The sequence below is a fragment of the Saccharomonospora glauca K62 genome (assembly GCF_000243395.2).
In the GTDB taxonomy this organism is placed as follows: Bacteria; Actinomycetota; Actinomycetes; order Mycobacteriales; family Pseudonocardiaceae; genus Saccharomonospora; species Saccharomonospora glauca.
Genome location: NZ_CM001484.1, coordinates 3,390,002 through 3,410,743 on the forward strand (window position 1 = coordinate 3,390,002; position 20,742 = coordinate 3,410,743).

Annotated in this window: 19 protein-coding genes, 2 tRNA genes and 1 CRISPR repeat array (1 of these 22 running past the window's edge); of the genes, 13 read left to right on the top strand and 8 right to left on the bottom strand. The window is 68.6% G+C overall.

What is annotated here, in order from left to right; translation table 11 throughout:
- Window positions 1-142 precede the first annotated feature (142 nt).
- Together SACGLDRAFT_RS15785 and SACGLDRAFT_RS15790 are read left to right on the top strand one after the other, a co-directional pair.
- Window positions 143-215 (top strand) — tRNA-Lys (locus SACGLDRAFT_RS15785).
- A 158-nt stretch (window positions 216-373) separates the two neighbouring features.
- Window positions 374-1,168, top strand: coding sequence for a pentapeptide repeat-containing protein (locus tag SACGLDRAFT_RS15790; protein ID WP_005465844.1), 795 nt, complete (start codon window positions 374-376; stop codon window positions 1,166-1,168).
- A gap of 7 nt (window positions 1,169-1,175) precedes the next feature.
- Here the strand turns inward: SACGLDRAFT_RS15790 and SACGLDRAFT_RS15795 are convergent, their stop codons facing one another.
- Window positions 1,176-1,364 (bottom strand): PspC domain-containing protein, encoded by a 189-nt coding sequence (locus tag SACGLDRAFT_RS15795; RefSeq protein ID WP_005465845.1) that lies wholly within the window; start codon window positions 1,362-1,364, stop codon window positions 1,176-1,178.
- A gap of 134 nt (window positions 1,365-1,498) precedes the next feature.
- On the opposite strand from SACGLDRAFT_RS15795, the gene SACGLDRAFT_RS15800 reads away from it, so the two are divergent.
- Window positions 1,499-2,263 carry an SDR family NAD(P)-dependent oxidoreductase gene (locus SACGLDRAFT_RS15800; protein WP_005465846.1) on the top strand — a complete coding sequence of 255 codons (765 nt, stop codon included), beginning with the start codon at window positions 1,499-1,501 and terminating at the stop codon, window positions 2,261-2,263.
- 4 nt (window positions 2,264-2,267) lie between these two features.
- Here SACGLDRAFT_RS15800 and SACGLDRAFT_RS15805 read toward each other — a convergent pair whose 3' ends face one another.
- Complete coding sequence (locus tag SACGLDRAFT_RS15805) at window positions 2,268-2,852, bottom strand: class I SAM-dependent DNA methyltransferase (protein WP_005465847.1); 585 nt, start codon at window positions 2,850-2,852, stop codon at window positions 2,268-2,270.
- Between the two features lie 4 nt (window positions 2,853-2,856).
- Complete coding sequence (locus SACGLDRAFT_RS15810; RefSeq protein WP_005465848.1) at window positions 2,857-3,990, bottom strand: hypothetical protein; 1,134 nt, start codon at window positions 3,988-3,990, stop codon at window positions 2,857-2,859.
- On the opposite strand from SACGLDRAFT_RS15810, the gene SACGLDRAFT_RS23115 reads away from it, so the two are divergent.
- Window positions 3,964-4,374, top strand: a complete 411-nt coding sequence (locus SACGLDRAFT_RS23115; RefSeq protein ID WP_408640250.1) for a hypothetical protein — start codon at window positions 3,964-3,966, stop codon at window positions 4,372-4,374. The genes SACGLDRAFT_RS15810 and SACGLDRAFT_RS23115 overlap by 27 nt on opposite strands.
- Here the strand turns inward: SACGLDRAFT_RS23115 and SACGLDRAFT_RS15820 are convergent.
- Window positions 4,338-4,868 (bottom strand): DUF5336 domain-containing protein, encoded by a 531-nt coding sequence (locus SACGLDRAFT_RS15820; RefSeq protein WP_198283509.1) that lies wholly within the window; start codon window positions 4,866-4,868, stop codon window positions 4,338-4,340. The two genes, SACGLDRAFT_RS23115 and SACGLDRAFT_RS15820, sit on opposite strands and share 37 nt — an antisense overlap.
- A gap of 39 nt (window positions 4,869-4,907) precedes the next feature.
- Window positions 4,908-5,555, bottom strand: coding sequence for a hypothetical protein (locus SACGLDRAFT_RS15825; protein ID WP_005465850.1), 648 nt, complete (start codon window positions 5,553-5,555; stop codon window positions 4,908-4,910).
- Window positions 5,556-5,677: 122 nt separating this feature from the next.
- Between SACGLDRAFT_RS15825 and SACGLDRAFT_RS15830 the strand changes: the two genes are divergently transcribed.
- Window positions 5,678-7,507: an AMP-dependent synthetase/ligase gene (locus SACGLDRAFT_RS15830; protein ID WP_005465851.1), complete on the top strand. Its 1,830-nt coding sequence runs from the start codon at window positions 5,678-5,680 to the stop codon at window positions 7,505-7,507.
- Between the two features lie 65 nt (window positions 7,508-7,572).
- On the opposite strand, the gene SACGLDRAFT_RS15835 is transcribed toward SACGLDRAFT_RS15830, so the two are convergent.
- A complete protein-coding gene (locus tag SACGLDRAFT_RS15835; protein WP_005465852.1) occupies window positions 7,573-8,496 on the bottom strand; it encodes an SDR family NAD(P)-dependent oxidoreductase in 924 nt (307 codons plus the stop codon).
- A gap of 359 nt (window positions 8,497-8,855) precedes the next feature.
- Here SACGLDRAFT_RS15835 and SACGLDRAFT_RS15840 point away from each other — a divergent pair, with 359 nt between their 5' ends.
- The 5 genes from SACGLDRAFT_RS15840 to SACGLDRAFT_RS15860 all read left to right on the top strand — a co-directional run bounded on the left by SACGLDRAFT_RS15840 (window position 8,856) and on the right by SACGLDRAFT_RS15860 (window position 16,949).
- Complete coding sequence (locus SACGLDRAFT_RS15840) at window positions 8,856-10,043, top strand: MFS transporter (protein WP_005465853.1); 1,188 nt, start codon at window positions 8,856-8,858, stop codon at window positions 10,041-10,043.
- Window positions 10,044-10,910: 867 nt separating this feature from the next.
- On the top strand, window positions 10,911-12,098 hold the full coding sequence (locus tag SACGLDRAFT_RS15845; RefSeq protein WP_051036268.1) for a GGDEF domain-containing protein: 1,188 nt from the start codon (window positions 10,911-10,913) through the stop codon (window positions 12,096-12,098).
- A gap of 100 nt (window positions 12,099-12,198) precedes the next feature.
- Window positions 12,199-14,376: a phospholipase A2 gene (locus SACGLDRAFT_RS15850; RefSeq protein WP_040919171.1), complete on the top strand. Its 2,178-nt coding sequence runs from the start codon at window positions 12,199-12,201 to the stop codon at window positions 14,374-14,376.
- A 407-nt stretch (window positions 14,377-14,783) separates the two neighbouring features.
- Window positions 14,784-16,256, top strand: a complete 1,473-nt coding sequence (locus SACGLDRAFT_RS15855) for an LCP family protein (protein ID WP_005465856.1) — start codon at window positions 14,784-14,786, stop codon at window positions 16,254-16,256.
- A 225-nt stretch (window positions 16,257-16,481) separates the two neighbouring features.
- Window positions 16,482-16,949 (top strand): helix-turn-helix domain-containing protein, encoded by a 468-nt coding sequence (locus SACGLDRAFT_RS15860; RefSeq protein ID WP_005465857.1) that lies wholly within the window; start codon window positions 16,482-16,484, stop codon window positions 16,947-16,949.
- Here SACGLDRAFT_RS15860 and SACGLDRAFT_RS15865 read toward each other — a convergent pair.
- Window positions 16,912-18,420: a flavin-containing monooxygenase gene (locus SACGLDRAFT_RS15865; protein ID WP_005465858.1), complete on the bottom strand. Its 1,509-nt coding sequence runs from the start codon at window positions 18,418-18,420 to the stop codon at window positions 16,912-16,914. The genes SACGLDRAFT_RS15860 and SACGLDRAFT_RS15865 overlap by 38 nt on opposite strands.
- An 80-nt stretch (window positions 18,421-18,500) precedes the next feature.
- Between SACGLDRAFT_RS15865 and SACGLDRAFT_RS15870 the strand changes: the two genes are divergently transcribed.
- Entirely contained in the window at window positions 18,501-19,115 is a 615-nt protein-coding gene (locus tag SACGLDRAFT_RS15870) for a TetR/AcrR family transcriptional regulator (protein ID WP_005465859.1), read from the top strand.
- 199 nt (window positions 19,116-19,314) lie between these two features.
- Window positions 19,315-19,719, top strand: a complete 405-nt coding sequence (locus tag SACGLDRAFT_RS15875; protein ID WP_005465860.1) for a hypothetical protein — start codon at window positions 19,315-19,317, stop codon at window positions 19,717-19,719.
- A 43-nt stretch (window positions 19,720-19,762) separates the two neighbouring features.
- On the opposite strand, the gene SACGLDRAFT_RS15880 is transcribed toward SACGLDRAFT_RS15875, so the two are convergent.
- Window positions 19,763-19,984: a DUF3618 domain-containing protein gene (locus tag SACGLDRAFT_RS15880; RefSeq protein ID WP_005465861.1), complete on the bottom strand. Its 222-nt coding sequence runs from the start codon at window positions 19,982-19,984 to the stop codon at window positions 19,763-19,765.
- Between the two features lie 122 nt (window positions 19,985-20,106).
- On the opposite strand from SACGLDRAFT_RS15880, the gene SACGLDRAFT_RS15885 reads away from it, so the two are divergent.
- Window positions 20,107-20,180 (top strand) — tRNA-Leu (locus tag SACGLDRAFT_RS15885).
- A 340-nt stretch (window positions 20,181-20,520) separates the two neighbouring features.
- Window positions 20,521-20,742: direct repeats of the CRISPR family, unit length 28 nt; unit sequence GTCGGCCCCGCGCACGCGGGGATAGTCC (it continues 173 nt past the right edge of the window).

Sequence of the window (20,742 nt, forward strand, 5' to 3'; positions counted from 1 at the left end):
CACCAACTTGTGTCCAAGTGTCCAAGCGAGAACAAAGGGGGGGTCGTGTGAGAGGCCTTCGCGGGGCGTGCTAATGTTTCTCCCGTCGCCGAGAGGAGCCGGGAAGACCGGAAGCCGAGGGCGGCGGAGAAAAAAAGAACAAGCGCCATTAGCTCAACTGGCAGAGCAGCTGACTCTTAATCAGCGGGTTCGGGGTTCGAGTCCCTGATGGCGCACAGAAACCCCAGGTCGGCAGGCCTGGGGATTTTTGTTTTCCGGCAAGCCAACCGCGACCCCACCGTTTGGACGCCGGCTTCGACCCAGCTTTCCGGAGAGCCCGTCGCGATTTCTCGCGCGACAATGTCCGCGAGACGACCGAGGATGTGGTGAGACCGTGCGGCGGTTACGTGCCGACTGCTCGCGATGCGCGGGTCTGTGTTGTGTGGCGCTGCCGTTCTCGGCGTCGGCCGGGTTTCCCTCCGACAAGCACGCGGGGGAGCCCTGCCGTCACCTCGACCGGTCCTTCCGCTGCCGGGTCCACGCCGAACTCCGCCCGCGGGGGTTCACCGGATGCACCGTGTTCGACTGTTTCGGCGCCGGGCAGCGGATCACTCAAGAGGTGTTCGACGACGGGAACTGGCGGGCCGACCCCGCTCTCGCCGCGCCGATGTTCGCGGCCTTCGCCGTGGCCCGGCACCTGCACGAGGTGCTGTGGTATCTCGCCGAGGCGGCGGAGTTCCCCCTACCCGCGCGGCTCGCCGAGGAGGTACGTCGCGAGTTCGAGCGCGTCGACGCGCTCGTCGGCACCGACCCGGACACCCTCGCCGCCACCGACGTGGACGCGGTGCGTCGGGAGGTCGGTCCTCTGCTGTCGCGGGTCAGCGACACCGTGCGCGCGCTGGTACCGGAACCACGCCCGGACCGTCGCGGGGCCGACCTCGCCGGGCACCGAATGCGCGGAGCCGCGTTGCGGGGCGCTACGTTCAGAGGGGCCGTCCTCATCGCCGCCGACCTGCGGGAAGCCGATCTGCGCACCGTCGACTTCCTCGGCGCCGACCTGCGGGACACGGATCTGCGGGGCGCCGACCTCTCGGGCTGCTTCTTCCTCACCCAGCCACAGGTGAACGCCGCGCGTGGTGACTCGGCGATACGGCTCCCGGACAGGCTCGTGCGCCCAGCTCACTGGTGAGCGTCCCTCACTCCGAGGGAATCACCAGCCACAGCGCCAGATACAGCAGGAACTGCGGTCCCGGAAGCAGGCACGACACGAGGAACGCCAGCCGCACGCGACCGGGCTTCCACCCGTAGTGGCGCGCGAGGCCCGCGCACACCCCGGCGATCATGCGATCGTCGCTGGGGCGGGTCAGAGCGGTAATGGTTGCCATACCCCCAGCCTGGGGCCGCGGGGGCGAGGCCGCATCGGGGATGACCCCGAACCCACCCTGAGCCCCACCCCGAGATCCCCCGAGACCCGCTAGCGTGACGATCGCCTCACCACGGTTGGAGACGGGAGACCATCGTGCACATCGGCAAAGTGGGGAACGACACTCGGGTGGCACTTGTGACCGGCGGCTCGCGGGGACTCGGCGCCGCGATCAGTGCCGCGCTGGCCCGCGAGGGATTCGCCGTGGCCGTCAACTTCGCCCGCGACAAGGCCGCCGCCAACCGACTGCGGGAGCGGATCACCACCTCCGGCGGCCGGGCGGAGATCTTCCGTGCGGACGTGACCGACGAGGGCGAGGTCGACGCGCTGTATCAGGCGGTGCTCGCGCAGTTCGGACGCGTCGACGTCCTGGTGCTCAACGCGACGGGTCCCCAGCCATTGCTGGCCCTGGAGGAGTTGAGCTGGCGCGACATGCTCGACCAGCTGGAGTTCTTCGTGAAGAGCCCGCTGCTGCTGACGCGCAAGGTGGTGCCCGAGATGCGGCGTCGGGGCTGGGGCCGAATCATCAACATCGGCTCCGAGGTGGTGGAACTGGGTGTGCCGTCGTCGAGCGCCTACGTGGCGGCCAAGGGCGCGCAACTGGGTTTGACCCGCTCGTGGGCGCGTGAGCTGGGCCCCCACGGCATCACGGTGAACCTCGTGGCGCCGGGCTGGATTCCGACGGACCGCCACGTCGACTCGACCGACGACGAGAAGGCCGCGTACGCCAGTGGTGTCCCGCTGGGGCGTCTCGGGAGCCCGGAGGACGTCGCTGAAGCGGTCGCCTACCTCGCCTCCGATCGCGCTCGCTTCGTCACCGGACAACGCATTGCCGTGAACGGCGGCAACACGCTGACGTGACGACTCACTCGCGGGCCGCGCGCGCCAGGAGCCGACAGGTCTCGTGCCGTCGCGGCCCGTGATCGTCGCCGTCGTCCTCCCTCAGCACTTCCCAACGCGCACCCAAGGAGGCGGACAGTTCTCCCGGAGAGACCCGGAACCGCCTCGACTCGGCGTCACCGTTCCCGGTAAGTGCCTCCCAGCCCAGCAGTCCGCCCGGTGCCACGGCGTCACGGGCGGCCCGGAACACCGCGGGGTCCCAGAACAACGTCGCCAGCACGAAGCCGAACGCCTCGGGCGGAAGCGCGAAGGTGCGCAGGTCCGCCCGCACACACCACACCCTGTCCGCGAGTCCACGTCGGCGGGCCTCGCCGTGAAGTTGGCGCAACGCCACGTCGGAGACGTCCACCGCGAGAACCCGCCGTCCCCGCTCGGCCAGCGCCAACGCGCTACCCGACCGACCGCACGCCAGCTCCAGCACCGGTCCCTCCGGAAAGCCCGCCGCGAACGCCTCGGCCACGAACGGATGCGGTTCGAACGTCGGGGCCCCCTCCGCGTACCGGGCGTTCCACCGCGCCGCGTCGTCACGCCACGACTCCCGCGTCACCACGCCCTCACTCCTCCTCCTCGCGCGTCTCGCGCGAACGCCGACGCCGCTCCCGCTCGCGCCTGCTGTAGGCGGCGCGATACACCGCGTCCTCACTCTCCAAACTGGACCCCAGCGCGCCCGCGAACGTGCCCATGGAACTGGCCAGCCACGCCAGCGTGAGATAGTCGCCCAGGTCCGCGGGGTGTCCCAGGGAGCTCGCCAGGTACTGACTCTCGATCACCGTGAACGCGCCCGCGAACGTCACCAGGAACAGCAGCAGGTACCACGACGCGACTCCGATGGTCAACGACAGCACCGAGGCGGCGTTGTAGAGGACGGCCCGGAGCCTCCCCGGTCCGGTGGGTTCCCACAGGCGGTTGTAGGCGATCAACCACGTCACCATCGCGGCGACCGCGAGCAGACTGATGAGGAGGAGCCGCCTGTTGCTCAACGCGTCGGCGAGTGTCCAGATGCTGCTGTAGAAGATGCCGAACGCCGCGGCGGCCACCCCGGCCGCCAGCGCGGTGGACAGCTCGGGCACCAGCCGCCACGGCTTGTTGTCCCGCACCATGCCGCCCAGCAGCCGCAGCTTCCCCCGCCATCCCACGAGCGCGAGACTCACCTCGATCTCGGCGTCCGGGTTGTCGAGCCAGGTGACCGGTGTGAACCTCCCGCCCGCGCGCTGGCGTTCCCGACCGGCCCGGCCACCCACCATGCCCCGGCCGAGTTCCCCGGCGAGATAGAGCAGTGTGTCCCGAAGTCGGCGGCGCACCCCCACCACACCGAGCGCGGGCAACGACGCGAGCGCGACGCCGTGGCGGACACTGATGTCGGCCACCACCGGGGTGCCGTCCAGTTGCCGGGGTAGATCGGTGACACACACCACGAGGTCCCACTCGTACCGGGGCCGCACGACTCGCGCGAGGTTCAGCAGGGGCACCCTGCCCTCCTCGTCGAGTCGCAGGAACTCGGTGTGCGTGCGCACCTCCCACACGACCTTGTCGCTGACGTACTTCGTCAGCTCGTCCTCGAACTCGTCGACGAGCGCGTTCACCGCGTCACTCGGGGCGCCCGGATCGCACAGCAGACCGAGCACCACCCTGGGGAACTCCTCGTCGTCCAGTGCCGCGGGATGTGTGTCCTTTCCGGTCTCACTCACCCGCGGGGGCTACCCACGCCGCTCACCGGTTACGCGAGCGAGCGGGGTAGCAGCAGGGCGCAGAACGCGGTGGAGACCGGCAACATCGCCATGATCCGGAAGGCGCGCCCGTACCCGTCGGCGAAAGCCGTGGTCCCCGCCGTCCGGAACGGGACCCACCGCTACGCCGACACACTCGTGGCCATGAAGGACGGCCGGGTGATGGCGCGGGGCCCTTACACCGAACTGCTCACCGAGGAACCGCTGTCCGAGGTATTCGGATTGGATGCCACGATCGGTGGCGGGACCCCGCTCGTGGGGCCGATCAGCGCTTACCCGCGGTCACCGGGCGCTGAGCGCGGCTTCCGTCACCGGTTCCCGGGATCGGACCGCCCGACGAAGTAGGCGATGAGCGCGATGACGGACTGGAGCACGCAGAGCACCATGATCATGATCCAGCCGACCGCGGCTTCCTGTTCCGCGGGCATTGTGAAGGTGCTGAACATCGCCTCCAGGGTCACCCCGACACTGAGGGCGGGCACGATCGGACCGGGCACCGTTCGTTCCCTGCCTCCCGGCAGCGCACCGAGCAGAGCCACGAACCCCGCAGTGAACAACAGTGCCGGGGTCAGCCCCGCACCGCCCTCGTAGATCGACACGGAGTAGACGGCACCGAAGTAGTCCTCACCGAGATCGGCTGCGGCCTCCACCGCCGGAGCGAAACCGAGGAAAAGCGCGACCAGTCCGATGGCGAACGTGGCGAGGTGCAACCAGTGCGTGACCCCGAGCCCGGACCGTGCCGGCACGAGCCGGTATCCGGGCGGCACCGGGTAACCCGGCGGCGTGGACGGTGGTGGCGGTGGTGGTGACGGCGGTGGGAAGTATCCGGAGTCGCTCACAACTAGTGGACGGGGCAAACATCTCCACGGTTCCAGTGGTCAACCGGTGACCTCCTTCGCCAGCGCCGCGTCGAGGCGCACCCGGACGAGTGCCGCCGCGAGCCGAGCGAGCTCGGCGTCCTTCACCAACGCGGCGAGGGCATCGATGTCGGTGGGCAGGCCGACGCGTTCGGCACCTTCACGCGCCTTCCGGTCGAGATACGGGCGCACCCACGGCCACACGGCCTGCACCTCCCGGCAGAAGATGTCGGCGCCCACGGGCCCGATGCCGGGGACCTGACACAGCAGTCTCCGCAGGACGGCGACGTCGCCGTCCGCGCATCTCGCCATGCGACGGAGGTCGGAGCGGTACTCCTCCACGAGGAACTCCGCACCCTTGCCCAGGGTCGTGGCGGTGCTCTCGTCGTAGCGCACGTAGCGTCCCCGCCCCAGCGCCTCCACCCGCTCCCGCCACGACGCGGCGAGCGTGCCCCGAGGTGTTCGGCAGCCCGCCGAGAAGAGCTCACCGGCCGCGGCCACGGCGATGTCGGCCTTGATCCGCGCCGACAACAGCACCGCCAGCACCAGCAGCTGGTAGAGCGGCGACGGGGTGTCGGCGAGCGTGATCCCGGCCTCGTCGGCGTAGGTCCTTCCCGCCACCCGCAAAAGCCGTTTCGCCGTACGAGCCGGGTCCGGCGTTCCGCTCATCCTCCAGCGGTACCCCGCCGATCACCGTTCGTCACCCGCTACTCCGATCCGTCGAGCGGCACTCCCAAAAGTGATCCAAGTTACATAGGGTGTGGAGCCCGCGGAGACCGAGGAGGACAACGGTGACCACTCAGCAATCCGTCGCGGCCCGAGCGGAGGGCCAGACCATCGCCCGGCTTCTTCGTCGCAACGCCACCGAGTTCGGCGACCTTCCCGCTCTGACCTCACTCGACGAACCCGACAGCCCCACCCTGAGCTGGGCACAGGTGCGCGACCACGTCGCCGCCGTGGCCCGAGGCCTGGACGACCTCGGACTCCGTGCCGGCCAACGAATGATGATCATGTCCCCGAATCGGCCGGAACACCTCATCGTCGATCTGGCCGCCGCCAACCTCGGCGCCATCCCGTGCACGGCGTACTTGACGTTGAGCAGCGAGCAAATCCGCTACGTGGTCAACCACAGCTCCGCGCCGATCGCCGTGCTCGCCGGAGCCGACGAACTCGCTCGCTGGCAACCGGTCCTCGACGAGCTTCCGGCGCTGCGGCACATCATCGTGTTCGACGCCGACGCGACACCGGACGACCGGCGCTTCCTCACGTACGCGGACCTCCGGGAGCGCGGCGCGGCCCTCCACGCGGAGTCGCCCCACACGTTCGAACGGCTCACCGACGCCATCGAACCGGACGACCCGTTGGCGATGATCTACACCTCGGGCACCACGGGCACCCCCAAGGGAGTCGTCCTCTCCCACCACAACGCCATCTACGAGTCGGTCGCCGTGGAGGCCCTGCACGGCGCACCCCCACACCTGTCCAACATCTCCTACCTCCCCTTGGCACACATCGCCGAGCGGGTGTTGTCGATCTACCTGCCCATCGTCCGTGCCGGACACGTCCACACGCTCGCCGATCCGTCCGGGGTCGCCGCGGCGCTCCCGCGAGTCCGCCCGGAGATGTTCTTCGGCGTCCCGAGAGTGTGGGAGAAGCTGGCCACCGGGCTGAAGGCCATGCTCGCGGGCATGCCCGAGGAGCGCAGCAAGCCTCTCCTCGACGCGAACGCCCTCCTGCGCAAGGGGTACGAACTCCGCAACGCGGGCAAGGAGGTGCCGCCCGAGCTGGCCGACCGCATCGCCGAGACCGACCGCGCCGTGCTCGCCCCCGTCCGCGAGCTGCTCGGTCTCGACAAACTCGTGATCGCCTCCAGCGGCGCGGCGGCGCTGCCGGGGGAAGTCCTGCACTTCCTCGCCGGCTTCGGAGTGGAGATCCACGAGTTGTGGGGGCTTTCGGAGACCACCGGCGCGGTCACGAGCAACCACGCGGGGGCGTTTCGGGCCGGCAGCGTCGGCAAGCCGATCGCCGGCGTGGAGGTCACGACGGCCGACGACGGCGAACTGCTCGTCCGGGGGCCGGTGGTGTTTCTCGGCTATCTCCGGGAGGACGGCTCGATCGAGTCGGCGACCGACGCCGACGGCTGGTTCGCCACCGGGGACATCGGGTCGATCGACGAGGACGGCTTCGTCACCATCACCGACCGCAAGAAGGAGCTCATCATCACCTCGGGCGGCAAGAACATCGCGCCCACGAGGATCGAGGGGCTGCTCAAGGAACACCCACTCATCGGAGCCGCCGCCGCGATCGGCGACAACCGCCCCTACGTCACCGCCCTGCTCGTGCTCGACGAGGAGATGGCCCCCGCTTGGGCCGCCGCCAGGGGAATCGAGGCCGACGACCTGGCGACGTTGGCCGAGCACCCCGACGTGCGAGCCGAGATCCAACGCGCCGTCGACACGGCCAACGAGCGACTCGCCAGGGTGGAGCAGGTGAAGCGCTACCACGTGCTCGCTCGGGCGTGGACCCCCGAGAGCGGGGAACTGACGCCGACGTTGAAGCTCAAGCGTCGCATCATCACCAGCCGCTACCGCTCGGACATCGAGGCGCTCTACGCCGGCTGACCACCTCGGCGGGACGGCCGACGAGTCGCGTGGCCGTCCCGCCGAGGTGGTCCGGGGCGATTCGCTCAGGCACTGCGCCGGGGCCAGGACGCCGCCCCACCCGCCGGAGCGACGGCGGTCCATTCCCGCAACGTCGGCGGCACCCGCTTCTCCAGACCGTACGGTTCGAGGTGCGCGGCGAACACCTCGGAGAAGGCCCGCCGCACGCTCTGGCTGTCCCACACGTCCCTGCGCAGCACGGGTTCCTTCACGTACGGCTGTCCCATGATGTGCAGGTCCGAACCGTTGCACCGGATCAACTGCCCGGTGATGCCTCGCGAGTCGTCACCGAGGAGGAACAACACCAGCGGCGCGATCCGTGAGGGCGTCCGCTCCGGTGGGCAGTTCCGCAAGGACCGCTCCGAGTTCCACACCATCCGGGTGTGCGCGAGAGGGCACACGGCGTTGACCCGGATACCGACCTCCTCCATGTCCAGCGCCCACGAGTAGGTCAGCGACGCCACCGCCCCCTTGCTCGCCGAGTACGTGGCTAGTTTCCGCTGCCCCAGTGACGCGCCCGACGAGATGTTGACGATGGAACCACCGCGGCCGTCCGCCACCATGGCACGAGCCGCGGCCGTGCCCACGTAGATGACGCCGAGGACGTTGGTCTCGATGAGCCTGCGAACGTCGTCGGGATCGTCCTCCCAGGAAACGGCCTCGTAGTTGAGGCCCGCGTTGTTGACCAACCCGTCGATACCACCGAACTCGGCCACGCACAGTTCGATGAGCGCGGCCGCCTGGGAGGGGTCCGCGACGTCGTGGCCACTGGCCACCGCCCGGCCACCGTGGGTGGTGATGTTCGCGGCCGTCCGTTCCGCCAGGTCCGCGTCGACGTCGTTGACCACCACGTGAGCACCGGCCTGGGCGGCATGTGTCGCGAACGCCTCCCCCAGGCCCCTGCCCGCTCCCGTCACCACCACGGCCTTGCCGTCGAGTTGTCCGTTCATCCGTTTCGTCTCCCCACCGCGAGCGCGGGTTCGTTCTCGGTTCCGGCACGGTTGGCGGCCGGTCACCGTCAGTCTCGACCCGGTTCGCGGGGGCGAGGAGGCGTCCACGACGAACGGTGTTCGCACTGCGCCGAACGAGTGGTGGCCGATCGGCTCCCGGATACGTCCCACAGTTCAGGGGGACTCATCACGAAACCGTGGCCTCCACGACCACCGGCGTTCGCGTTAGTCCGTTCCGGGTAACGTCCCACGATCAGCTCCACACCTGGTAGATCAAAACTAACGTGGGCGCCGACGTCGCAATAAGTAACCGATTCGGCACAGGTGACCAGTTGGTAGCTACCACGACAGCGGCGCGGATGAGTGACGCAGTCCGCAACCGCGAATTCCGGGCCATATGGATCGCGGAGGCGCAGTCGATCCTCGGCGATCACCTGACCACGGTGGCACTGTCCATCGTCGTGTACGGCCGTACGGGCTCGCCCCTCTGGGCCGCCACGGTGTACGCGCTCACCTTCCTCCCGGCGCTCGCGGGTGGTCTGGGACTCTCCCAACTCGCCGACCGATTCCCCCGCAAGACGGTCCTCGTCGTCTCGGCCGTCGTCCAGGCCGTGTTGGTGGGGGCCATGGCCGTGCCGGGAATGCCACTGGCACCGCTGTGCGTCCTCGTCGTCCTCGCCCGACTCGCGGGCGCCCCGGCCAACGCCGCGCAGAACGCCCTGACCCGCGAGGTGTTCACCGACGACGAGCTGTACCTGCGCAGCCAGGACCTCAGGGGCATCACGAGCAACATCGCCATGCTCATCGGGCTCGCCGGGGGCGGGTTCCTGGTCACGTCGTTCGGAGCGTCGTGGGCGCTGGCGATCGACGCCCTGACCTTCCTCGTCGCGGCGCTGCTCGTGCAGCTCTGGGTCCGGCAACGCCCCGCCGCCGGCAACCCGGACGACGGGTGGTTCACCGCGGTGCGTTGGGTGTGGGGACAACGCCGACTGCGGGTGTTGCTCGCGTTGTCCTGGTTGGTGGGACTCGCGGTGATCCCCGAGGGGCTCGCCGCTCCGCTGGCCGACCAGATCGGCGCCCCCGAACAAGCCGTGGGCTGGTTGCTGGCCGCCGACCCGGTGGGCTTCATCCTCGGCACGTTCGTCTTGTCGCGGTTCGTCTCCGCGGAGAACCGCAAGCGTGTGATGGGAGTGCTGGCCACGCTCGCGGCCGCGATCCTCATCGGTTTCGCGGCGACCCCGAACCTGCCCTTCGCGCTGTTGTTGCTGATGCTCGCGGGAGCAGCGGGCTCCTACATCATCACCGTCGGGGCCACGTTCATCACGTGGGTGCCCAACGACAAACGAGGTGGCGCGGGAGGCGTCTACCGCACCGGTCTGCGGGTCGCGCAGGGTATCGGGGTCGCTCTGGGCGGCGTCGTCGCGGACCTCGTGGGGTCCGCGACGACCGCGATCGCACTCGCGGGAGCCGCCGGAGTCGTTCTCACGATCCCGGTCGCGCTCTCCTGGGCGCGTGTGCGGAAGGCCGACTCATCCGAGAAGGACTGAGCACACGGAAAGCGAACGTGACAGCCGGAAGCGTCACGACGACCACCTGATTGTGCTGGGGTCCTCACGGCGTGAAGCCGGCGAAAAAGGTTACTTAACAAGGAGAAACGACAGCCTTCGAAAACGATCTCGCCATCGCGGACAGAACGGAATGCCAGATGCACGGACCATGACTTGCCGGTGAACGGCACTCGGGCGTTCACACCCCGTCACGGTTCACGTTCCTCCGTCGACCGACGACGAGCCGCCGGCTCTCAGAAGTCGCGGTCAGTCATGGTGAACACACCTCCTCGTCGGTGGAACCAATCCCGAGGACGGAACGTCGACAAGAATGAGAATCAGAAGTCACGGTCGGACACGAGAGCCTCCCCAGGGTGTCTAGTCGTGCGATGTGTCAGTTCTAGGTCAGAAGTCGCGGTCAGACAAGAGAGAACACCTCCACTCGCGTCCGAGTTCGTGTGGACGTCGAAAACGGGTACAGAACAACACATCCCCACCACCGACACTACAGTCCGGTGGCCTCGCCTACACGAATTTCCGGTGCAGTGCGATGATACCGATCATCGAGGACGCCTTGTCCCGTAGCGGACGGAATCGGCCCGGCCCCCATTACGGGGACTTCCCGAGACCGACCGTCCACCTGACCGACACACGCGAGAGGATTGGCGAGTGCCGCTCATTCCACAGGATCGGCCGTCGCCAGAAATCGTTACGTTCGACTCGGGCCGAAAGGCCGTGAACCGGCCACCCCTGCCTCGGCAACCCCTCGGCGACCGCGAGGGCACGGGCGACCGCCGCGCGAAGTTGTTGCCGCGCAACTGGGCGCTGTGGACTAGACCACGACGCTTCGTCGTGTTCCTGTTGACCATGGAGGCGTTGTCGGTCGCCGGTTTCGCGGTGGCGTTCGTCCACTCACCGGTGCCCGGCGGGGAGGACTGGCTCAGATTCGTCATCCTCGGGCTGGGCGCCACCGCGCACATCCAGCTCACGCGCCGCCAGGAGGAGCGACGACGCAACCGCACGAAGACCGTGCTCATCGACCTCACGGCGGTGTGGGTCTTCCCCGCGACGCTGGTCCTGCCCGCCACGCTCGCGGTCCTGTTGGTCGCGCTCATCCGGCTCCAACGCTGGTTCACCGCCCGCCGTCCCACGCACAACTTCGTGTACTCGTCCGTCGCCCACGGACTCGCGGCCGCCCTGGCCAACCTCAGCTACCGGGCGATGTCGCCACAGGACTGGAGCACACTGACCGCCACGGGATCGCTTCGCGAGTTCGGACTCGTGCTCGCCACGGCGGCGGTGTACGAGGCGGTGCAGATCGTCTACGTGGGCGGCATCCTGGCCCTGGGCTCGCCCAACCCGACCGTCCGCACCGTCCTCGGCAGCAAGGCCGACAACCTCCTGGAGGCCATCACCACCGGACTCGGGGCCGTCACCGCCGTGCTGCTGGTCACCATGCCTCCGGCGGTGGCGATCATGGCCGTGGTCACCGTCGTCTTCAACCGGCTCGCGGAGATCGACCAGTTGCAGAACGCGGTGGTGACCGACCCCAAGACCGGACTGCTCAACATGCGCGGGTGGACGGAGTCCGCCGACCGCGCGCTCAACCGCGTGCGACGCGCGGGGAGCACGCTGTCCGTCCTGATGGTGGACCTGGACCATTTCAAGTGGGTCAACGACACCTACGGACACCCGGCCGGCGACGACGTGCTGGCGGCGGTGGCGAGCGCGTTATCCAGCGTGACCAGGCCCGCCGACGTCGTGGGCCGCTTCGGCGGCGAGGAGTTCCTCCTGCTGCTGCCCGACGCCGACACCTCGGCCGCGGAGCTCGCGGCCGAACGAATCCGCACGACCATCGCGGGCCTGCGGATCTCCACCACCGACAAACGAGGGGCCAGGGCCACCATCAGCGGCCGCACGGCCTCCATCGGGGTCGCCGTGTTCCCCCGTCACGCCGACGACCTCGACGGGCTGCTCCAGGCCGCCGACACTGCCGTGTACGAGGCGAAGGAAGCGGGCCGCAACCGCGTCCGCTTCGCGCCGGTCCCGACGTGACATGTGACGCCCGATGAACACACCGTGGTCGGGACCAACGAGGAAGCCGTTTTTCGGGGTTCCGCTGACACGGCGACCCTCGTGCTGCCACCCTGTGGACATGCCCGTCCGCCAAACCCCGAACGCGCGTCGACGGACACCGGGCGGTCTCACTCGTCTCCTGCTGCTGGTCCTCCTGGTAGGGGGCTTCGCGTTCGTGGCCTCCCGACCGGAAGCCACCTCGCCCCCCGCGGGCGACGAGCCCGTCGACGAGAGCGTGGCCGACGCCGAACGCGCCGTCGAGGCGTTGCTCGACCCCGAACGCTCCGCTCAGGCGCTGGCCATGCTGCCCGCCGACTTCAAGGCCGTGACCGGAGTCGAGGTCGCCACGCAACGCGCGCTCGACGGCACGGTGAGGGCGATACACGTCGGCGGCGGGTGTTCCGCACCGTGGGGTGACGACAGCACCCGGTGGGACTTCGGGACGCCCTGTCGCTCCCACGATCTCGGCTACGACCTGCTGCGCTACGCGGAGAAGAAGGGCAGCCCCCTCGGGACCGACCTCAGGGAGGCGCTCGACGACCGGCTGTCCGAGGACATGTACGCCACCTGCGACGTCAACCCGAGGGGCACCCCCGAGCTGTGCCGCAGCGTCGCCGGGCTCTACACGGCGGGGCTCGTGGTGAACTCCTGGCACCAGAGGTGGGGACCTCCGGTGAACGAGCCCCTGCCACCACTGCTGGCCGGGGCGGTGGTCATCGGGGTCCTGCTCTGGCACCGATGGCGCGACCGGCTGGGGGGCCTCTCCTCGTCACCGAGCCCGAAGCCTCGACCGCGCCGGGACGCGCGCATCGTGCCCGCCACACCGTGGACGTTGCTCGGCGTCGGCGGGGTGGGACTGCTCATCCTCGGCGAATCGACGGTGGCGCTGGCTCGCTGGGCCGGGCTGGCCACGGAGTGGCTGTGGCCTCTCACCTGGTTGACCCAGACGGCGGTGGTGTTCTTCCTCGCCGCGGGATATAGCAACGCCGTGGCGTGGGAGGCCAGCTCCCGCTCCGGCGGGGTGCGGGCCTACCTGGCGCATCGGGGCAGCTGGCTGTTGCGGTTCGCACTCGTGTTCGCCGTCGTGGCCTTCGCCACCCCCCTCGCCCTGGAGCTGCTGCGCGTACCACCGACGACCGCCGAGGGGATCATGCGAGTGGCGCTGCACCCGCTGTGGTTGATCGGTTTGTACCTGCTCACGGTCATCCTCACGCCACTGATGCAGGCACTGCACCGACGCGCGCCGCGTGCGGTGCCGCTGGGCCTGGCTCTCGCGCTCGCGGGCGCGGAATGGGCCACCACACTCACCACATCGTCGTGGCCCCACCACCTGGGCACGATGACCCTCGCGCTGCTGGCGCAACAGGCCGCCTTCGCCCACCGGGACGGCTTCACCCCCACCCGGCGTCAGTTCCTGCTCGCGGCCGGGGCCGGACTCGCAGCGTTGGCGATCGGCGCCACCACGGGGGCCCTCCCACTCGTGCTGGGAGTCCCCGACGCCCCCTCGACGCTGGCGGGGCCCACGACCGCCGTGCTGCTGATCGGCGTGGTTCAGGTCTCGGTGCTCGGCCTGCTCCGGGACCGCCTCGGCCGCCTGGTGTGCCGACCACCGGTCCTGCGCGCGGCGGGACTGGCCTCACGCGCGCCGATGAGTCTCTACCTGCTCTTCCTCGCCGCGGTGATGCTGTTGGTGAGCGCCGTGTACCTGCCGAGGCGCCTCGGCTCCGAGTTCGACGTGCTGGCCGTGCAATCCCGCACCCTGCTCGCCACCGCTCTCCTGGTGGCCCCCGCGGCGTTCGTTTTCGTCCGGATCGAACGCCACGTGTGGCATCGACCACTTCCCTCTCCGGTGTGGCGTCCCACACGGAGCGGACTGGACCGGTGGCTCTCCTACGGAGCGACGGTCGCGGGCTTCGGTTTCGCCGTCCTCGGCGTGTTCGGGTTCGCGTTGACGACGCTGAACGCCACGCCGGAAGCGCTGTCGGGAGTGCTGCTCGACCCGGTGCAGAGTCTGGTGAAACTGCTGCTGGGGATGTCGCTGTTGCACAGCGTACGCAGCGGAACCACCGGCAACCCCGGAACTTGGCTGCTCATGGCGGCGGCCTGTGTCCCGCCCCTACTGTCGGTGACGGCGACGCCGTTGCCCGACTCCGTCGGCATGGTGGTGCACGTGACGGCCTGCCTGGCCGCCGTCGCCGTGGCGATCATGACGACGGTGAGGGCCCTGGTCTCCCCCGCGCGGGGGTGGCGAACCTGAATGACGGCTTGAGCGGGGTGCTGTCCGTGTCGACGGTTCCCCGTGTGGCACCCTACGACAACCGCAGCCCGTACCCATGCGTCTGAACTCGTGGGGAGGCCGACAGGCCCGACGGAGAAGCAGCGACGGAAAGGAGCCCTGGCGTGAACCGATCGCCGGGAGACGAACCGCGTCGCCCTCGCACCCCGCGCCGCGGGCCGGAGCGAGCCGTCGACGACTCTCCGGGGGGATCGCGACGGGGTGGTGCGGACCGCGATCGTCGACAGGCACGCAGACAACCGCCGCCGGGTCGCGATCCTCGGCGTGCCTCGGCATCGCGTGAGCGCGCCAAGTCCCCCGTCGGATCGGGCGGTGCCAGCGGTCGACGTCCTCCCGCACGGCAGCCGAGCGCACGCACCGCGACCTCGGTGCGCGGTGCCCCGCCACGTCGCCGCGGGAAGAACGTCGGTGCCAAGGTGGCCCTGACCCTGGTGTCCGTGTTGGTACTCACCGTCACCGGCTACGCCTGGGCCGCCATGCAGGGGCTCGTTAACGGTCTGACGACGGCCGACGTCATCGAGGGAGACGAAGGCGAGCTCCCCGCCGACGGGGCCCGCGACATCCTGCTGGTCGGCATGGACAGCCGGGTCGACGCGCAGGGCAATCCGCTGCCGGAGGAGATGCTCGCCAAACTCAACGCCGGGGTGGCCGACGGCGAGCTGAACACCGACACGTTGATCCTCGTCCACATTCCCAACGACGGGAAGAGCGCCGTGGCGCTGTCCCTGCCCAGGGACTCCTACGTGACGATCCCCGGCTTCGGCCAACACAAGATCAACTCCGCGTACGCGCGCGGGAAGATGGCCGCGAAGCGGGAGCTGGAAGCACAGGGCGTCACCGACGAGAAGGAACTGGAGCTGCGCAGCAACCAGGAGGGCGCCAAGACGCTCATCGCCACCGTCGAGGCGTTGACGGGCCAGACCATCGACAACTTCGCCTCGGTGAACCTGCTCGGCTTCTACGAGATCACCAATGCCATCGGCGGCGTGGAGGTGTGTCTGAACCAGGCCACGAAGGACCCGTACTCGGGGGCGAACTTCAAGGCGGGCAAGCAGACCATCTCCGGTACGAAGGCCCTCGCGTTCGTGCGGCAGCGACACGGCCTGCTGCGGGGTGACCTGGACCGGGTCGTGCGGCAGCAGGTGTTCCTCGCCGGGTTGGCGAACAAGGTGCTCTCGGCGGGCACGCTGACGGACCCGGCCAAGCTAAGCGACCTCGTCGACGCGATTCAGAAGTCCGTCGTCGTGAACAGCGGCTGGGACATCCTCTCCTTCGCCCAGCAGATGAAGGGTCTCACCGGCGGGCAGATCAAGTTCCACACCATCCCCGTGAAGAACCCGGAGTACGACACCCCCGACGGGCTGGCCATCCAGATCGACCCGGTGGAGGTCCGTAACTTCGTCGCCAAGCTCTCGGGCAAGAAGCCGAGCGAGCAGTCCGCGCCGGCTCCGGGGGAGATCACCGTCGACGTCTATAACACCTCCAACATCGAAGGGCTCGCGGGCACGGTGTCCGAGACGCTCACGGCCCAGGGATACGTGGCGGGCGAGGTGGCCAACGACACGCCCAGGCAGGCGAGCGTGGTCCAGGCGGCACAGGGAGAACTCGCCTCCGCGCAGGCCGTCGCCGACGCGCTGGGCGGCGGGATCGCCGTGGAGGAGAACGCGGAGGTGACGTCGGGGCACGTGCGCGTGCTGCTGGCCCCGGACTACCAGCAGAACGGCAGTTCGGCGGCGGGTGCGCCGGCCGGCGGTGGGAACGCGCCCGGAACGGCCCCACGGCAGGGCGGCGACGCGGACGAGCAGCCGATCACCGCGGACGGTGTCACCTGCGTCAACTAGGCGTGTCGGGCCCTCGCGTAACGGTCTGCGGCCGGGGCACGGGGGCCACCACGAGGTCTTCACCCTCGGCAAAAACCGCTGACCCGAACAGCGCAGTGGACTCCTCCATTCGAGGGAACCACATCGGATCGGTTGGTTTTCTTCCTGTCGCCGCGTAAGCGAGGAGCCCTTCGCCCATTCACATGGGTAGAACAACCGGCCACATGGCACGAGCAGGGGGCCCCAGTGTTGATCGACACCGACGCTTACCAGCGAGTCCTGGGCGAGGAACTACGCAAGCTACGGACCAAGCTCGGGTGGACCCGCAAGGAACTGGGCGAGCGCCTGCAGAGCGGTATCTCGCTGCAGACGCTCGCCACCTACGAGCTGGGCACGCGGCAGTGTTCCGTGGTGCGGCTCGCCGAACTGTGCATGGCGATGGGCGAACTACCGCAGAACCTGCTCGCGCGCGTCCACGACAGGCTGTTCGCCCACGAAGCCGACCAGATGCGGGTGGATCTGGCCGACGTCATCGCCGACGAACAGCCCGAGCTGCTCCCCTTGCGCCGCTGGGCCCGCGGCAGGCTCGCCTCGGGCGGGTCCACCGACGTGCGCTTCGACCGGGCCACGCTCGAACAGCTCGCGGCGCTGTGCGACCTGCGGGTCGAGGAACTGATCACGCGGCTGAGGAAACTGTCCGCGGCGACGCTGTAGCCCGGCGGGAAAGCCGGAAGTCGGACGGGTCCAGCTTGCGGGTGCGCAGCCAGTACCGCCAGGTGAATCCCGGCCAGATGGTGCGGTTGACCCCCTGCGAGTCCAGGTACCAACTCTTGCACCCGCCACGGGTCCAGATGCCGTTGGCGAGCTTGCGCTGGATGTCGGCGTTGAACTGCGCCTGGGCGTCGGCACGCACCTCGATGGCGTCGGCGCCGTGAGCCTCGACGTAGTTCATGGCCTCGGCGATGTACCGGATCTGCTGCTCGATCATGAACACCACCGAGTTGTGCCCCAACCCGGTGTTGGGCCCGAGCAGGAGGAACAGATTCGGATACCCGTTGGCGGTGATGCCGAGGTGGGTCTGCATGCCGTGTTCGGACCACTGCCTGCCGAGGTTGGTGCCGTTGGCGCCCACGATGTCGAGGTGGTCGTAGCCGTCGGTGACGTGGAAGCCGGTGCCGTAGATGATCGCGTCGACCTCGCGCTCGACCCCCGCCTTGTCGATGACGCTCGTCTCGGTGACCTCGGCGATGCCGTCGGTGACGACCTCAACGTTGTCGCGGGTCAGGGCGGGGTAGTAGTCGTTGGAGATCAGCACGCGCTTACATCCGAGCACGTAGTCCGGGGTGAGCTTCTCCCGCAGCACGGGGTCGGCGACCTGCCTGTCGAGGTGCCGCTTCGCGATCTTCTGCGCGAGTCGCATGATGCGGGGATCGCCGTTGAAGCCGATGGCCCGCAGCTCCAGCGTCCAGTAGAGGAAGTCACGGTAGGCGCGCTGGGCCAGCGGGACGCGGGCGAACAGCCGCTTGACCCACTCCGGCATCGTGTGGTCGGCCTTCGGCATCACCCACGGCGGGGTGCGCTGGAAGAGGTGCAGTTGCCGCACCTGCTCGGCGATCTTCGGCACGAACTGGATGGCGCTGGCCCCCGTACCGACCACGGCCACCCGCTTGCCCCGGAGATCGAAATCGTGGTCCCACCGCGCCGAGTGGAACGCCGCGCCCCGGAACCGCTCGGCGCCGGGAAGGTCGGGAATCTGCGGCAGATGCAGCGCGCCCACCCCGCAGACCAGGTACTGGGCCACGTACTCGTCGCCCGAGGCCGTCGTGACGTGCCAGCGGTGTTCGTCGGCGTCCCACCGGGCCCCGGTCATCTCCCGGCCGAAGTGGATGAACCGGTAGAGTCCGTACTTCCTCGCGACGCCACGCAGGTACTCGTAGATCTCCGGCTGTGGCGAGAAGGCACGGGACCAGTTCGGATTCTGCTCGAATGAGAACGAATACATGTGGGACTGGATGTCGCATGCACAGCCGGGATAGGTGTTGTCGCGCCAGGTGCCGCCGACCTCGTCGGCCTTCTCCAGCACGACGAAGTCGTCTCGACCGTCCTTACGCAGCTGGATCGCCATGCCGAGCCCGGAGAACCCGGCTCCCACCACGACTACCCCGGTCTCCGTGCGATTTCCCATGTCCGCGCCTCCATGCACCGGTTCCTGTTACCCCGAGTTCACCTTACCCAGAGTAAGTTACTGCGAGTAGGATAGCGATTGTGAGCGCGACCGCAAAGCCCCCAGCCCAGCGGCGTAGACGAATGCCGCGAGCCGAACGTGAACGCCAGATGATCGAGGTCGCCGAAAGCGTGTTCGCCGAACGCGGCTACGCCGCCGCGTCGATGGACGAGATCGCCGAACGCGTCGGCGTCTCCAAACCCATGCTCTACGAGTACTTCCAGTCGAAGGAAGGACTGCTCCTCGCCTGCATCCAAGCCGCCCGCTCCTCGCTCCGCGAGGCCACCGAGCAAGCCGTGCTCGGCGCAACGACCGCCGAGGAGGCTCTGCGCAAGGGGCTGCTGGCATTCTTCGAGTTCGTGCGGGACCACAGGCAGGCGTGGTCGCTGCTGCGACACGAGACGAGCTTGGTCGGCACCTCGGCCGCCGACGAGATCGAGGTCACCCGCAGGCAGCAGACCGACCTCATCGCCTCCCTCATGAGCGGCTACCTGAACGTGTCCGACCCCACGCTCACGCACGCGATGGCCGAGTTCGTCGTGGGCGGCTGCGAGCGGCTGGCGATCTGGTGCGAGCAAGACGAGAAGATCACGCCACAGGCGGCCACGGACTACACGATGAACTTGCTCTGGGGAGGACTACGTCACTTAGCGTAACAATGATTGACAATACGAGACGTTAACTTAACTCTGAGTATCGACAAACTGAGAGTGTTATCACTCTGGGTAGCCTTTTCGGTCGTCTCCTGTTGCTGCTACGCCTCTCGCGTTACAGACTTGAATCATCGTCATAAAGACAGGGGAACTTCCCACGGAAGCTCTCGCGCCCTGTCGCGAAGAGGGGATGAACAAGGCGATGCAGACGATCACGGCGAAGTATGTGCAACGAGACGAGGACTGGACCGTCACCGTGTCCGGCCTCGGCAAGACGCTGAAGGGGGAAGCGTCGGGCATCATCGCCGCGAGGGACCGTGCCGACCAGCTCGTGGAGGAACTCGCCGGAGAGGGGGCCAACCCCACGGTGGTTCACCTGCTCAACGGCAGCGCGTACGAGTTCACCTCCACCTACATGACCGCTCGACTCGCGCGGGGCCCCGAGGCTCCCGAGAGCTCGAAGGACGAGGAGGCCTCGGACGAGGCACGGGATGCCTCGGACAAGAGCGAGGAGGAAAGCGGCAAGCCCGTGACCGCGACGGTCCCCCGCAAGGAACTGAGCCGCGAACCGCAGGAAGCGGAACGCCGCTACGCCCACGCGGGCTGAGACGTCGCGGGGACCCGCGACGTCTCCCGGCTCGGCACCCGCTTCAGCGCCACAACTTGCGCAGCAGCAGGAAGCCGACCAACAAGCCCGCGCCGATCAGCGGGTACTTCACCTTCGGCTCGTCGAACTTGGCCTGGACAGTGCTCCGCGCCGAGTCGGCGAGCTGTTTCGGATTCACCTTCTCACCGATGCGGTCCAGGGTGACGGCGAGTGCCTCCCTGGCCTTCTCGATGTCGCGTTCGATCGTCTCGGGGTCGCGCGCCACGTGTCCTCCCTGAAAAGCACTGTTCGCAGTGCTGCCACGGTAGATCACAGCCGAGACCTCCGCCTCATCGGCCACACCGCGTGTCCCTCGGCGCCGAGCCAGGAGTTAGGCTGCTCGGTGTCGGGCCCGTAGCCCAATTGGCAGAGGCACACGGTTTAGGTCCGTGCCAGTGTGGGTTCGAGTCCCACCGGGCCCACCGACACGGATCGACCGGCGGGACACTGCTCCGCTCACCGCCTCGACGGGCAGGCGCAGTAGAAAGACGCGCCCATGCCGAAGCCTTCGCCCCGTTCCGTCTTCGGTGTGACCACCGGTGGCCCCTCTGGCCTGCCGCATATCCCCGCCCTCGCCGCTCCGAGAAGGCAGGCACCGGCCCGCCCTACAGACATCGGGCACGCTAGAAACACACCGCCAGCAACTCTCGAACCATGACAGAGACTGCCCCTCCCGGAAGACAGATGACCAATCCCCACCCACTCTGTGCCAGACTGAATGAAAACCACTCGTTGGCCGAGTAAAAGCCCAGGTCAACAAGTGTCGGCCCCGCGCACGCGGGGATAGTCCGGTCCGGTCCTCTCGCCTAGGCTCCGGCCAGGGGTCGGCCCCGCGCACGCGGGGATAGTCCGCCACCGTTCAGCGGCGCGCGCGTCGCCGTCCACGTCGGCCCCGCGCACGCGGGGATAGTCCGTTTTCTGTAATTACCGTGAAGTAGTCTTTCATGTCGGCCCCGCGCACGCGGGGATAGTCCCAGCTTGTCG